The sequence below is a fragment of the Blattabacterium cuenoti genome, from assembly GCF_014251595.1.
Lineage (GTDB): Bacteria > Bacteroidota > Bacteroidia > Flavobacteriales > Blattabacteriaceae > Blattabacterium > Blattabacterium cuenoti_Q.
The window spans coordinates 222,335-236,465 of the sequence record NZ_CP059192.1; the positions used below are offsets into that span (position 1 = coordinate 222,335).

Here is a 14,131-nt window from a genome sequence, read left to right on the forward strand (position 1 = left end):
TAATTAATTTATTTAGTCTATTTCTTTAATTAAAGTTAAATAATGAAAATTATTAGTTATAATATAAACGGAATTCGATCTGGTATTCGTAAAGGGTTATATAATTGGATTGAAACAAATCAACCTGATATTTTATGTTTACAAGAAATAAAAGCATTTCCAGAACAAATAAATACGAGTATTTTTGATAATTTAGGATATAATCACTATTGGTTTCCTTCAAAGAAAAAAGGATATAGTGGGGTAGGAGTTTTATGTAAAAAAAAACCTATTCATATAGAATATGGTATAGGATTAGTTCCTATAGATGAAGAAGGAAGAGTATTACGTATAGATTTAAAAAATCTATCAATCATTAGTCTTTATGTTCCTTCAGGAAATGATATGGGAAAAAGATTGAATTTTAAGTTCTTTTTTATGGAAAAATTTTTTTTATATGTGAAAAAAATATATGAAACATTTAATAATCTTATTATTTGTGGAGATTTCAATATTTGTCATCATGAAATAGATATTTATGATCCTATTAAAAATCAAAAAGTTTCAGGTTTTTTACCTCAAGAAAGAAAATGGATGACGCATTTTTTGAAACTAGGTTTCATAGATAGTTTTAGAAATTTTATTCAAGAAGGTCATCATTATAGTTGGTGGAGTTACCGTTTTAATGCTAAAAAAAATAATAGAGGATGGAGAATTGATTATGCTATGGTTAGTGATTCTTTAAATAAAAAAATAAAAAATGCTTATCTCATGCCGGAAGTCTTATATTCTGATCATTGTCCTGTTGTATTAGAAATTTCTCAATAAATTATTATGAAAAATGACCTGACTGGGATTCGAACCCAGGACCCTTACATTAAAAGTGTAATGCTCTACCAGCTGAGCTATCAGGTCTTTATAATGTTTTCTTGAAAGAGTGTTTATTAATTTAAGCAAATATACTATAATTTTTTTCTTTTTATGAAAATCACTTTAATTGGATATATGGGAAGTGGAAAAACTACTATAGGAAAAATGTTATCTAAAGAATTGGATTTAGATTTTTACGATTTAGATGCTATTCTTGTTATTGAAAATAAGAATGATTCTATTTTTAATATTTTTAAAAAAAAAGGAGAACTTTTTTTTAGAAGAAAAGAACATTTTTTGTTAAAAAAATTTTTGAAACAAAAAAATGAATATATTTTATCAATTGGTGGAGGAACTCCTTGTTTTTACAACAATATTTATTTGTTAAATAAATATTCAAATACATTTTATTTAAAAACGGATAGTTATACCTTATTTAAAAGATTATGTCTAGAAAAAAAAACAAGACCTTTAATTTCTCATTTTTCTAAAAATGAATTATTTCAATTTATTATCAGGCATTTATTGAAAAGAGCGTATTTTTATGAACAATCTTTAAAAAAAATAAATGTATATGATAAATCCAAATATGATATTGTTCAAGAAATTATTAAATATATTAAAAATAAATCATGAAAAAAATATCATATCATCATTTATTTCTAGATAAAATAAGAAAGTATTTTTTGTTTAAAACAAGAAAAAAAGTATGTGTAGCTGTAAGCGGAGGATTAGATAGTATGGTACTCATTAATTTATTGCTTGAAATTCCGGAAATTGAATCCGAAGTTGCACATTGTAATTTTTTTTTAAGAAAAGAAGAGTCTGATGAAGATGAAATTTTTATTAAAAATTTTTGTAATCAAAAAAATATAATATGTCATGTGAAAAAATTTGATACTTTAAATTTTTCTCAAAAACACAAGTTATCGATACAAATGGCTGCTAGAAAACTTAGATATAATTGGTTTTCGGAATTATTAAAAAAAAATTCATACGAATATATGGTATTAGGGCATCATTTTGATGATTCAATAGAAACTTTTTTTATGAATGTTTTCAGAGGTACGGGTATTAAAGGTTTGTTAGGTATTCCTAATAAAAATAAAAAATTTATTCGTCCTCTTTCTCATTTTACTAAAAAAGAAATTTTAAATTATGCAAAAACAAAGAATATAAAATGGAGATTGGATAGTAGTAATCAAGAAATTAAATATTTAAGAAATAAAATTCGTTTGATTTTATCTAAATTTTATTTTTTTTCATTTTCTTTTCACAATGGATTAAAAAGAACTATAAGTCATCTTCATGATGAAAATTTATTAATAGAAAAAAAAATAGAAGAAGTTTGTCAAGAAATTACAATAGAAAAAAAAAGAAATCCATTTTTTTGGAAAATAAGATGTAAAAAGATAAAAAAGTTAGAACCTATATCTTTTTATTTATTCAGATTATTTTCTCCATATGGGTTCAATGATATAAATGGGATGAAACATCTTATTGATGCACAATCGGGTAAAAAACTTAAATCTAAAAATTATTGTATTATTAAAAATAGAAACAATTGGATTTTAGTTTCTCATAAATTTTTATCAAAAAATCAAAATAAAATATACATAATATCCAATCTCTCTATTGTTAATAAAATGTTATTACCTATTGATATAAAGTTTTTTGTTAATACAGAAAATACAGAAAAAAAAAATGAAAAAAATATCTATCTTGTAGATTTTGAAAAAGTTCAATTTCCATTATTATTGAGAACATGGAGAAAAGGGGATTTTTTTTATCCTTTTAATATGAAGGGCAAAAAAAAATTAAGCAAATATTATAAAGAAAAAAAATTTTCTATTTTGGAAAAAGAACATATATGGTTACTAATTAACGGAAATGGATATATTATTCTAATTATAGGAAACCGTTTAGATGATCGATTCAAAATTACGGAAAATACAAAGAAAGTATTAGGTATAAAAATATAATTAATTGAGTAGTTATATGTTTATTTGATAGTTTTAATTGATATAGTATTTTTTTTTAATTTTGAAAAGAATCAGTTATTTCATTTATGTATGAAAATACACAATTTCAATGCAGGTCCTTCTATTCTACCGAAAGAAGTAGTTAAAAAATCAGCTCAATCCGTAATTAATTTTAATGATACTGGATTATCAGTCCTTGAAATTTCTCATAGAAGTATGGATTTTTTAGAAATAATCGAAAAAACAACGTTTTTAATAAAGCGTATGATGGGATTAAATGAGGATTATGCTGTTTTATTTCTTCAAGGAGGGGCAACCCTACAATTTTCAATGATTCCATATAATTTAATGTATAAAAAAGCCGCTTATCTAGATACAGGATTTTGGGCTTATAACGCCATTAAAGAAGCTAAAAAATTTGGAGTGGTAAAAGTTTTATTTTCAGGTAAAAATATAAACTATACATCTATAGAAAAAGATTATCATATACCATGTAATATGGATTATTTTCATTGTACATCTAATAATACAATAGTTGGGACACAAATGAAAATATTTCCGAAAACATCTACTCCTATAGTTTGTGATATGTCTTCCGATATTTTTAGTAGAAAATTAGATTTTTGTCAATTTTCTTTAATCTATGCTTCTGCACAAAAAAATATTGGTTCTGCAGGAATGACTATTGTGATAATAAAAAAGGAAATTTTAGGAAAAAATAAAAAAAATATTCCTTCTTATATGGATTATAAAATCCATATACAAAATAATAGTATTTTAAATACTCCAAATGTTTTTTCCATTTATACTTCTATGTTGACTTTAGAATGGATTGAAAATCAAGGTGGTCTTTTTGTTTTGGAAAAAAAAAATCAACATAAAGCGAAATTGTTATACAATGAAATTGATAAAAATAGTTTATTTGAAAATAAAATACATGAAGAAAATCGTTCCAATATGAATGTTTCTTTTTTTTTAAAAAATAAAGATTTAGAAAAAGAATTTAATAAAATATGGAAAAAAGAAAATATTGTGGGATTAGATGGGCATAGATATTTGGGAGGATATCGTGCTAGTATATATAATGCTCTTCCATTAGAAAGTGTTCAATTTCTTATTGAAATCATGAAAGAATTTGAAAGAAAATTTTCATAATGAATATAATAGAAAATAGATTTTATAACATAAATAAACTCATTCCAAAACATGTAACAATTTTAGCCGTATCTAAAAATCAAAATATTTCTTACATAAAAAAATTATATCAATTAGGACATAGAGATTTTGGAGAAAATTATATTCAAGAAATCGTGAAAAAATATGAAAAATTACCCAAAGACATTCGATGGCATATGATTGGTAGAATACAAAGTAATAAACTTAAATATATACTACCTTTTATTCATTTAATTCATAGTGTTCAAAACTTAAAACAAATTAACATAATAAATAGAATAGGATTCAAGCATAAAAAAATCATAAATTGTCTTTTACAAATCAAAATTTGTGATGAAAAAAGTAAATCAGGAATCTCTTATCAAGAAGCTTTAAAAGTATTGGAATATTTGGAACATAACGCTTATAAAGAAATGAAAAATATTAAAATTATAGGAATAATGGGAATGGCATCTTTTCAAGAATTTACAAAAGTACATCATGAATTCTCATATTTACATAAAGTATATAATGAATTTAAAAATAAATACGGCCATTATGTCCTTTCTATGGGGATGAGTAGAGATTATAAAATAGCTATAAAACATGGAAGTACAATGATTCGATTAGGTACTATAATTTTTGGTCATAGACAAAAGCCTATCTAATAGATTTAATATATTTTTCAATACTTCCTTCTAAATTATTATGATCTAATGATTGAATAAAAGCACTTCCAATAATTCCTCCATTAGCATACTGACATGATATACTAAAAGTTTTTTTATCTTTTATACCAAAACCAATCAATTTTGGAATCTCAATAGACAATTTTTTGATACGTTGAAAAAAAGATGTTTGTTCTTTACCAAAAAAGAAATGTACATTTCCTGTAATAGAATTAGAAGATACTATATATATAAATCCATCACTGATTTTACTCAACATAGATATTCTGGATAAACAAGTTTTTGGAGTAATTAAAAATATCATAGATAACAAATATTGTTTGAAAGTATTTTGATATTTTTTTACAAAAATATCAACTGGTAGATCTGGTAAAATTAAACCGGAAATCCCTGATGTTTGACATCTTTTTAAAAATTTATCTTTTCCAAACTGATAAAACTGATTATAATATCCCATCAAAATAATGGGTATTTTTATTTTTTCTTTAAATTGTTCTATTTGATCAAATAATAAATCAATATTCATTCCATTATTTAACGAAATTTGATTACTTTTTTGTATAATCATTCCATCTGCTAAAGGATCAGAATAAGGGATTCCTATTTCAATTAAATCAACAGAAAGATTTTGTAAAATTTCTATTATTTTCACTGTACTATTTAAATAAGGAAATCCTGCTGTAAAATAAATACACAATATGTTTTTATTTTTCTTTTTAAATAAATTATATATTTGATTCATCATTTAATAATTTAACAAAAAATTTATTGTAAACATTAATATCTTTATCTCCTCTTCCAGATAAAATTACAATTACTATATCCTCTTTTTGAAAAGATATTTTTTTTAATGCTGCTAATGCATGAGCACTTTCTAAAGCTGGAATAATTCCTTCTGATCGAGTGAGTTCAAATCCAGCCCGTAAAGCTTCTTCATCTGTAGAATGCAAAAAACTTACACGTTTTTTTACAAAAAGATTAGCAAACATAGGGCCAATTCCTGGATAGTCTAATCCTGGAGATATGGAATGAGCAGGAAGAACTTGACCATCTTGATCTTGTAAAATAAAAGTCATACTTCCATGCAAGACTCCTTTAGATCCACAATGAATAGCCGCAGCTGTTTTATTTGTTTTTATCCCTAATCCTGAAGCTTCTACTGCTATAAGATGAACTGAATTATTATCCAAAAAATGATAAAAAGATCCAGCAGCATTACTTCCTCCTCCTATGCAAGCTATTACATAATTAGGGAAAGATACGCCTTCTAATTCTGTTAATTGTATTTGGATTTCTTCGCTTATAATGGATTGAATATCTGCAACCATTTGAGGATAAGGATGAGGGCCTACAGTCGAACCGATTAAATAGTAACTTTCAGGGTGGTTAATCCAATAACGAATAGATTCATTAACAGCATCTTTTAATGTTTTACTTCCACTTAATACTGGAATGACTTTAGCCCCTAAAGATTTGATTCTGTTAACATTACTCAATTGACGTTTAATATCTATTGAACCCATAAAAATTACGCATTCTAAATCCATTAATGCACAAGTTGTAGCTGTAGCTACTCCATGTTGTCCAGCACCTGTTTCTGCAATAATTTTTTTTTTCCCTAATTTTTTTGCCAATAAAACTTGACCTATTGTATTATTGATTTTATGCGAACCTGTATGATTTAGATCTTCTCTTTTAAGATAAATTTTAGCATTATATTGATCAGAATATTTTTTACAAAAAAATAACGGGGTAGGTCTTCCTACATAATTTTTTAGTAATTTTTTATATAGTTTTCGATACTCATAACTTGTGATAATATTTTTATATTGAGATTGTAATTCTGTTATATTATAATATAACATTTCAGGAATAAATGAACCTCCAAATTCTCCAAAATATCCATTTTGATCAACAAAATATTTCATAATTTTCTTATTTTCTTTATAAAAGAGTTGAGCTGTATGTCATCTTTATATCCTGGAAAAATTTCAAATTTACTGTTCAAATCAATTCCAAACATTTTAGAATGATAAAAATTTTGAATTTTATCAAAATCTTGTGCTCCTATTCCTCCACTTAAAAAAAATGGGACTTTAAAAGTATATTCATGAAGTTTTTTCCAACAAAATTTTTGTCCACTTCCTCCATAGAAAATTGTATTACTATCAAACAAAAAATAAATACAAAAAGGAATATAATCTATAATTTTTTGAAAAGAAAAAAAATTATCTATTCTAAAACTTTTAATTAATTTCAATCCTTTTTTGAATAATTTTTCACAATAAAAAGGACTTTCTGATCCGTGTAATTGAATAAAGTCTAACTTATTTTTTTTTTGTATTTCCAATACAAATTTTTCTGATTCGTTTACAAATACACCAATTTTTAATATTTCTTTTTTTATTCTAGGAATAGAAAAATCGAAACCTATAAATCTAGGAGAATGAGGATAAAATATAAAACCTATAAAATCAGGTAGTAAATTTGAAATTTTTTGTATATTAAATTTCATTCCGCATATTTTAATTTTCATAGACTAAAATTTCATATTTATTGATCAATTTTATTCAATTTTTTTGATAAAGATTCTATAAAATGTTTACAAGCTTTTCCAGGATCCTTTTTTTTCATAAAATATTCTCCAATTAAAAAACCTTTAAATCCTTGTTTTATTAATTTAACTACATAATCGACATTATCAATTCCACTTTCTACAATTTTTACATAATGATTAGATATTTTCGAGTATAATTTTAAACAATTATTATGATCTACAATAAAAGTTTGCAAATTTCGATTATTAATTCCTATTATATCCAAATTTTCTGAAATTTTATCTATTTCAAATTCATCATGAATTTCAATAATAACTTCTAAACCAATACTTTTTGCAATTTTAGAAAAATTATATATTTGATTTTTAGATAAAATTCTGGCAATTAGTAAAATTGCATCAGCTCCTATAGATTTAGATTCTATAATTTGATATTCATCAATAATAAAATCTTTTCTCAAAATAGGAACAGAAGCAATAGAACGTGATTTTTTTAAATTTTCCTTTTTACCAGAAAAAAAATGTTTATCTGTAAGAATAGATACTCCACTAACTCCTGATGTTTCATAATCTGTAATTACTTTTTCTATTGATCCCGTATTATTAATAATCCCTTTAGATGGAGATTTGCATTTAAATTCTGCAATAATACCACCAATATGATTCTTTATATTTTTTACAAGAGAAAAAGTCTTTCTATTGAAATAGGAACTATTTTCCAATTTTTTTATTGGATGTAAAATTTTGTTATTATAGATTTCTTTTCTTTTTACAGAAATAATTTTTTCAAGAAAATTCATAAACTTAACAATTTTTTTAGAATATTTTTCGCTTGACCACTTTTTAATGAATGTTTTGCTTTATCATAATTGTTTTCAAGACTATCTTTATTTAATAAACTTAATGCAAATGTGGCATTTGCTAAGACAACTTCATTTTGAGATAAAGTTCCTTCTCCAGACAAGACTCTCATGAATATGCGAATATTTTCTTTTGTATTATTTCCTCCTTTTAATTCATTTGGATTTACCTTAATATTTCCTATTTCTAATTCTTTTATAGAATAAAATTGTTCTCCTTTTGGAGTATAACATTTTATATCACTAGTTAATGTGATTTCATCGTAACCATCTAAACTATGAACAATAGCATAATTATTATTTGTATTTTGATACATATAATAATATATTCTGGCTAATTCTAAATTATTGACTCCTAATAATTGATTTTTAGGTTCTCCGGGGTTAAGCAATGGACCAAGTGTATTAAAAATAGTTTTAACTCCTAGTTCTTTTCTGACTTCAGATATAGTATTCAAAATGGGATGAAATATAGGAGCATGTAAATAGCATAACCCTACTTTATCCAATTGATTTTTTAAATTTTCTTCTTTATTAGTAAAATGATATCCTAATCCTTTTAATATATTTGAAGATCCAGTGATAGAGGAGGAACTGAAACTTCCATGTTTGATTACTTTTTCACCTGTTCCTGCTACTATAAAACTTGCTAAAGTGGAAATATTAAAAGTATTTTTTCCATCTCCTCCTGTTCCTACAATGTCAATGGCATTAAATTCTGTAAGATTAACTTTTATAGATAGATCCATCATAGCTTGTCTAAATCCTATTATTTCTTCTAAAGTAGGAGATCTCATATTATATATGGTGGTTAATGCTATAGCTTGTGTTTTATTAATTTTTCCTTTTGATATTTTTATCAAAATGTTTTTAGCTTCTTTTTTCGTTAATGTTTTTTCTAAAAAAAGATTTTCTAATATTTTATTCATATTTAATTTAAATTCAACCAGTTATCTATAATTTTTTCTCCATATGGAGTTAAAATTGATTCTGGATGAAATTGGACGCTACGTACATCATAAAATTTATGACGTAAAGCCATAATTTCTCCTTTATCTCCAATTGCTGTTATTTTAAGTTCTTTAGGAAAGTTATCTGGAGATATAATCCAAGAATGATAACGTCCAACTTTAATCTCTTTAGGTAATTCTTGAAATAAAATTTCTTTTGGATCAACTATTTTTATGAAACTAGATATTCCATGATAAACTTCTTTTGTATTCATAAGAGTAGCGCCAAATACTTCACCTATTGCTTGTTGACCTAGACAAACGCCCAAAATACTTTTAGTGGAAGCAAATGTTTTTACTAGAGGTTTTAAAATATGAGCTTCATCAGGTATTCCAGGTCCTGGTGAAAGAATAATTTTCTTGTATTTTTCTATATCTGAAAGTTTAATTTCATTATTTCTATATACTTTTATGGGATTTTTAGTTAGTTTCTTTACAGCATGAACAAGATTATAAGTGAAAGAATCATAATTATCCAAAATTAGTATTTTATTTATCATAATACTTTTATATATTTTTAGCTAATTCTATAGCCTTAAATAAGGCCATGAGCTTGTTATTTACTTCTTCTAACTCTTTTTCTTCTTTAGAATCAGAAACAATACCTGCCCCAGCTTGAAAAAATAAAGTACTATTTTTACTGACAAAAGAACGAATAACTATAGCTGTATTAATACAAGAATTTTTTAATCCAAAAAAACCAACTGCTCCTCCATATATTCCTCTATGTTGATTTTCGATTTTATCGATTAATTCCATAGCTTTATATTTAGGAGCGCCAGAAAGAGTTCCTGCAGGAAAAGTATCTCCAAATACTTTCATTATTGAAATATTTTTTCCTATTTTTCCAGATACTTTAGATACCATATGCAATACATGAGAAAAAACTTGAATTTCTTTAAACCCTTCTACTTTGACATTAGAAGAATTTTTACTAAGATCGTTTCTAGCTAAATCAACTAACATAACATGTTCTGCATTTTCTTTGGGGTTATTTGAAAGATCATCGGATAATTTTTTATCTTTATTTTCATTTCTCGATCTTTTTATTGTTCCTGCTATTGGATTAATATAGGCTATTTGGTTTTGAATAATGAGTTGTGATTCTGGAGAAGAACCGAACAATTTATAGTTCCCATAATCAAAGTAAAAAAGATATGGGGAGGGGTTTATAAATCGTAAAGCACGATATACATTAAATTCATCTCCTTTAAATTTTTGTTGAAATTGACGAGATAATACTATTTGAAAAACATCTCCACGCAAACAAGCTTTAATTCCTAGAGATACCATTTTTTTGTATTCTACATCTGTGACATTTGAATAACGAGTTCCAACTGATTTAAATGGAAAGGATGTAAAATTTTTTTTTTGTATTAATTTTATTAATTGATTTATATAAGTTTTTTTTTCAATTTTATAAAATTGATGTTCAATGACATATATTTCATGATGAAAATGATGAAATACAATTAAATTTTTATAAAAACCAAATCGTATTCTTGGAATATTATATATTTCTTTAATTGGAGTATAAAATTGAATATTTTCAAAATATTGAATACTATCATAAGATATATATCCATATAAACCTGAATAAGAAATGGTGGGATTTTCATTTTCAAATTTTTGAAAAAAATCCTCAATTAAAATTTTTATATCTAATTTATCATTTATAAAAATATGCTTATGAACACAATTGGGATATGATATTCGTAATACATTTTGATCTAAAATAAGTTCAGAAACAGGATTAATACAAATAATCGAAGAATGATTTTTGAAAATTTGATCATCAGAATATTCTAATAATAATATTTTAGGAAAAACATCTCTTAGTTTTAAATATAATTCTATTGGTGTAGCACTATCAGCCAAAATTTTTTTCTGAATAGTTCTAAAATTAAATTTAAACATGGTTTATGGTATTTTGACATGATAAAAAAAAGGCCGTCATAAAGACAAGCCTCAAAAATATTGGATCAACAATATTTACCTGAATTGAAGAATACCATTTACATTAGAAATGACATTTACATCATGCAAATATAAATAAATTTTTTCTATTTATGGATAATACTATTTATAATTCAATTATATGAAAATATTCATTTCTATTTTATTTCTTTTTGTATCTAATAAAGTGGATCAAAATAAGGTGGATAAAGATAAAGTGGAATATTATCATCCTACTTATCAAGATTACAAATTTTGGACGGAAGAAAAAAACTCAAAAGAAACTTTTATAGAGAAAAATTTTTCTATAAAAAAATATTATTCTCATAATTTTTTTAAACATGATAATATTGGTTTTTTTTTCAGGTATAGAAAAATTTTATCTATTCCTAATAGATATAAGCAATTAAATCAAGAAAATTTTAATGCAAATATGCCTAAAAATATGCTTTTTTTTAAAGATCCTTTTTTTTATCGCGAAAAAATTAAATATTTTGATGTTAAAACTCCAATTTCCGAAATTTTTTATATAAGTGATTTTTTCAAAAAAAAAAAAATATTAGGTGGTTTTTTTTCTCAAAATTTTAATAAAAAAATAAATTATTCCATAGAATATAGGAATTTTTATTTAGAAAATGAATTTGATTTAAAAGAAAGTAAAAATTTATTATTAACCACTTTTAATTATCAAGATAAAGATGATTATAATTATAAATTATGGGGACATTATATTAATCAAAAATTTGAAATAGAGGATAAAAAAATAACCCCAAAATGGAATATTAAAAATTATAAAAACGTTTTTTTATCCCATAAAGAATTTTTTCAAAATAGATTTTATATAAGTCTTATCCAAAAAATTTCTTCTTTCAAAGAAAAAAATAGATCATTTCTATTAAAAACTTATATGGAATACGAAAAATATTCCAATCAAAATTTACAAAAACAAAAAATCAATCATTCTTATTTAAGAAATAGTTTTTTTCTCATTTTTAATCATAAAAAAATGAATATAGAAATAGGATCTATTTTTGATAAAATCAATTATCAATTATTTAACAATAATCATAAAAAAGATAAAGAAATCAATAGTTTTTCAATTCAAACTAAAGTTTTTTATCCTATTAATAACATTTTTGAATTTTATTCAAATGGAAAATGGATTATAGAAAATTATAAAAAGTCTTATTTGAAGACTAATATTATGTTAAACGTATTTTTATTACCTAAATTTTTGTTTTTAACTCAATTAAGTATTAATGAGAACAATAATTTGATTCCTATTTTTATTATGAATAAAAATAAAGATTGTTACAATAGTCATGAAGAAAAAAATATCTTTTTTTTTGAAAAAGAAAAAACAATAAATTTTTCTTTAAGTTCTCATGAAAAAAAATATTATATTTCTTTTTACATATCCAGATTAAATCATTTTTTACGACATGAAGAAAAAAAAATAAAAGAGTTTTTATATCCTAAACATATTCAATTATATGGATTTAACATAAAAACTACACATGATCTATGGAGATTTCAATTTAATAATATTTTATTATATCAAAAATATAATTCTAATCCATTAATTTTTTCTGTTCCAAATTTTATATTGAGAAGTACAATTTTTTATCAAGATTATTTTTTCCATAAAGCTTTATTTGTAAAGACAGGTTTTTCTTTTCATTATTTTAATGAATTTTATTCCAAAAAAGTTTATTATCCTTTTAATTTTCAAACTTTTTCTTTTGATAAAGAATGTATTCCTAATAAAATTGGGGGGAGGCCTTTTTTAGATTATTTTTTTAATTTCAAAATATATAAAACTATATTCTATTTCAATATCCAAAATATTGGATTTTATGACAATGAAAATAAATTTTTTATTAAAATTGGTTTTTTGTGGAATCTTTTTACTTGATTATAAAAACGAATCTATAAAAAAAACGTAATTTTATTCGTCAAAAGTTAATAAAAATGAAAAAATTTTTTTATTTTATATTATTCTTTTTGATGTCATTATTTTCTTTTTTACAAGGAAAAGGAAATAAAAAAGAAATGGAAAATGTGATTGAATATATTAAAAAATATGCTGTTTTTGCTATTGAAGAAATGGAAAAATTTGGGATCCCAGCTAGTATTAAATTAGGACAAGGTATTTTAGAATCTTCTAGTGGAAATAGTTTTTTATCCAAAGAAACAAATAATCATTTTGGAATTAAATGTGGAAAGAGTTGGATGGGAAAAGTTTATTACTATAATGATGATCTTCCAAAAGAATGTTTTCGAAAATATAATTCTGTTCAAGAATCTTTCCATGATCATTCCAAATTTTTACATCAACCACGTTACTCTAAATTATTTCTTCTTAAAAAAAATGATTATCAAGGTTGGGCTTATGAACTTAAAAAAGCAGGTTATGCTACATCCTTAAATTACGCTAATTTATTAATTGATCAAATAGAAAAATATTATTTATGGAAATTTGATGAAAATACTACTTCTAGTATAGAAAAAAGAATTCATCAATATTTAAATTATATGGAAAAAAATAAAAATAAAGATTCTTTTTTCAGAATTTTTAGGAAAAAACTACATTTTTTTTATAAAATATTTTCATCAATTAGAAAAAAATTGGATAATATAAAAAATCGTTCTTCGAATTAAATTTATTGAATATGAATCCGAATAATTTAAGGTATAGTAAAAATCATGAATGGATAAGTATACCAAATGAAAAAAATCAATCTTATGTAGGAATTACTTTTTTTGCTCAGAATGAGTTAGGAGATATTGTTTATTTAGATGTAGATAGCTCTATAATTGGAAAAAAATTGAAAATAGAAAATACGTTTGGAACGATAGAAGCCGTAAAAACTGTTTCAGATTTATTTATGCCTGTATCGGGTTTGATTCTTGAAATTAATAAAAAATTATTGTCTAAACCAGAACTCATTAATAAAAATTCTTATCATGAAGGATGGATTCTTCGAATCAAAATTCTACATATGAAAGAATATGATCAATTAATGTTTTCGGAAGAATACCAAAAATATATACAGGGATCTAAATAATTATT

Annotated in this window: 15 protein-coding genes and 1 tRNA gene; 8 read left to right on the forward strand and 8 right to left on the reverse strand. The window is 23.5% G+C overall.

Going from position 1 to position 14,131, the window contains the following annotated elements; genetic code table 11:
• Positions 1 to 42 precede the first annotated feature (42 nt).
• A complete protein-coding gene (locus H0H66_RS01035; RefSeq protein ID WP_185858136.1) occupies positions 43 to 807 on the forward strand; it encodes an exodeoxyribonuclease III in 765 nt (254 codons plus the stop codon).
• Positions 808 to 821: 14 nt separating this feature from the next.
• On the opposite strand, the gene H0H66_RS01040 is transcribed toward H0H66_RS01035, so the two are convergent.
• A tRNA-Lys gene (locus tag H0H66_RS01040) sits at positions 822 to 894 on the reverse strand.
• Between the two features lie 66 nt (positions 895 to 960).
• On the opposite strand from H0H66_RS01040, the gene H0H66_RS01045 reads away from it, so the two are divergent.
• The 4 genes from H0H66_RS01045 to H0H66_RS01060 all read left to right on the forward strand — a co-directional run bounded on the left by H0H66_RS01045 (position 961) and on the right by H0H66_RS01060 (position 4,654).
• Positions 961 to 1,485 (forward strand): shikimate kinase, encoded by a 525-nt coding sequence (locus H0H66_RS01045; RefSeq protein WP_185858137.1) that lies wholly within the window; start codon positions 961 to 963, stop codon positions 1,483 to 1,485.
• Positions 1,482 to 2,831 (forward strand): tRNA lysidine(34) synthetase TilS, encoded by a 1,350-nt coding sequence (gene tilS / locus H0H66_RS01050; RefSeq protein ID WP_185858138.1) that lies wholly within the window; start codon positions 1,482 to 1,484, stop codon positions 2,829 to 2,831. Before H0H66_RS01045 ends, tilS begins: the two co-directional genes overlap by 4 nt.
• A 90-nt stretch (positions 2,832 to 2,921) precedes the next feature.
• On the forward strand, positions 2,922 to 3,986 hold the full coding sequence (gene serC, locus H0H66_RS01055; RefSeq protein ID WP_185858139.1) for a 3-phosphoserine/phosphohydroxythreonine transaminase: 1,065 nt from the start codon (positions 2,922 to 2,924) through the stop codon (positions 3,984 to 3,986).
• Positions 3,986 to 4,654, forward strand: a complete 669-nt coding sequence (locus H0H66_RS01060) for a YggS family pyridoxal phosphate-dependent enzyme (RefSeq protein ID WP_185858140.1) — start codon at positions 3,986 to 3,988, stop codon at positions 4,652 to 4,654. The genes serC and H0H66_RS01060 overlap by 1 nt, the downstream gene beginning before the upstream one ends.
• On the opposite strand, the gene trpA is transcribed toward H0H66_RS01060, so the two are convergent.
• From trpA to H0H66_RS01095, 7 genes are read right to left on the reverse strand one after another with little or no spacing between them, the layout of a single operon-like run.
• Positions 4,647 to 5,417 carry a tryptophan synthase subunit alpha gene (trpA, locus tag H0H66_RS01065; protein WP_185858141.1) on the reverse strand — a complete coding sequence of 257 codons (771 nt, stop codon included), beginning with the start codon at positions 5,415 to 5,417 and terminating at the stop codon, positions 4,647 to 4,649. The two genes, H0H66_RS01060 and trpA, sit on opposite strands and share 8 nt — an antisense overlap.
• Entirely contained in the window at positions 5,401 to 6,603 is a 1,203-nt protein-coding gene (trpB, locus tag H0H66_RS01070; RefSeq protein ID WP_185858142.1) for a tryptophan synthase subunit beta, read from the reverse strand. Before trpB ends, trpA begins: the two co-directional genes overlap by 17 nt.
• Positions 6,600 to 7,211 carry a phosphoribosylanthranilate isomerase gene (trpF, locus tag H0H66_RS01075; RefSeq protein WP_238785062.1) on the reverse strand — a complete coding sequence of 204 codons (612 nt, stop codon included), beginning with the start codon at positions 7,209 to 7,211 and terminating at the stop codon, positions 6,600 to 6,602. Before trpF ends, trpB begins: the two co-directional genes overlap by 4 nt.
• Positions 7,212 to 7,228: 17 nt before the next feature.
• Positions 7,229 to 8,032: an indole-3-glycerol phosphate synthase TrpC gene (trpC, locus tag H0H66_RS01080; protein WP_185858143.1), complete on the reverse strand. Its 804-nt coding sequence runs from the start codon at positions 8,030 to 8,032 to the stop codon at positions 7,229 to 7,231.
• On the reverse strand, positions 8,029 to 9,021 hold the full coding sequence (trpD, locus tag H0H66_RS01085; protein WP_185858144.1) for an anthranilate phosphoribosyltransferase: 993 nt from the start codon (positions 9,019 to 9,021) through the stop codon (positions 8,029 to 8,031). The genes trpC and trpD overlap by 4 nt, the downstream gene beginning before the upstream one ends.
• Positions 9,022 to 9,023: 2 nt before the next feature.
• Entirely contained in the window at positions 9,024 to 9,602 is a 579-nt protein-coding gene (locus H0H66_RS01090; RefSeq protein ID WP_185858145.1) for an anthranilate synthase component II, read from the reverse strand.
• A 7-nt stretch (positions 9,603 to 9,609) separates the two neighbouring features.
• Complete coding sequence (locus H0H66_RS01095) at positions 9,610 to 11,019, reverse strand: anthranilate synthase component I family protein (RefSeq protein WP_185858146.1); 1,410 nt, start codon at positions 11,017 to 11,019, stop codon at positions 9,610 to 9,612.
• 181 nt (positions 11,020 to 11,200) lie between these two features.
• Between H0H66_RS01095 and H0H66_RS01100 the strand changes: the two genes are divergently transcribed.
• From H0H66_RS01100 to gcvH, 3 genes are all read left to right on the forward strand, one after another.
• Positions 11,201 to 12,973, forward strand: a complete 1,773-nt coding sequence (locus H0H66_RS01100; protein ID WP_185858147.1) for a putative porin — start codon at positions 11,201 to 11,203, stop codon at positions 12,971 to 12,973.
• Between the two features lie 92 nt (positions 12,974 to 13,065).
• Positions 13,066 to 13,719, forward strand: coding sequence for a glycoside hydrolase family 73 protein (locus tag H0H66_RS01105; protein WP_238785063.1), 654 nt, complete (start codon positions 13,066 to 13,068; stop codon positions 13,717 to 13,719).
• 11 nt (positions 13,720 to 13,730) lie between these two features.
• Positions 13,731 to 14,126 (forward strand): glycine cleavage system protein GcvH, encoded by a 396-nt coding sequence (gene gcvH / locus H0H66_RS01110; RefSeq protein ID WP_185858149.1) that lies wholly within the window; start codon positions 13,731 to 13,733, stop codon positions 14,124 to 14,126.
• Positions 14,127 to 14,131 lie beyond the last annotated feature (5 nt).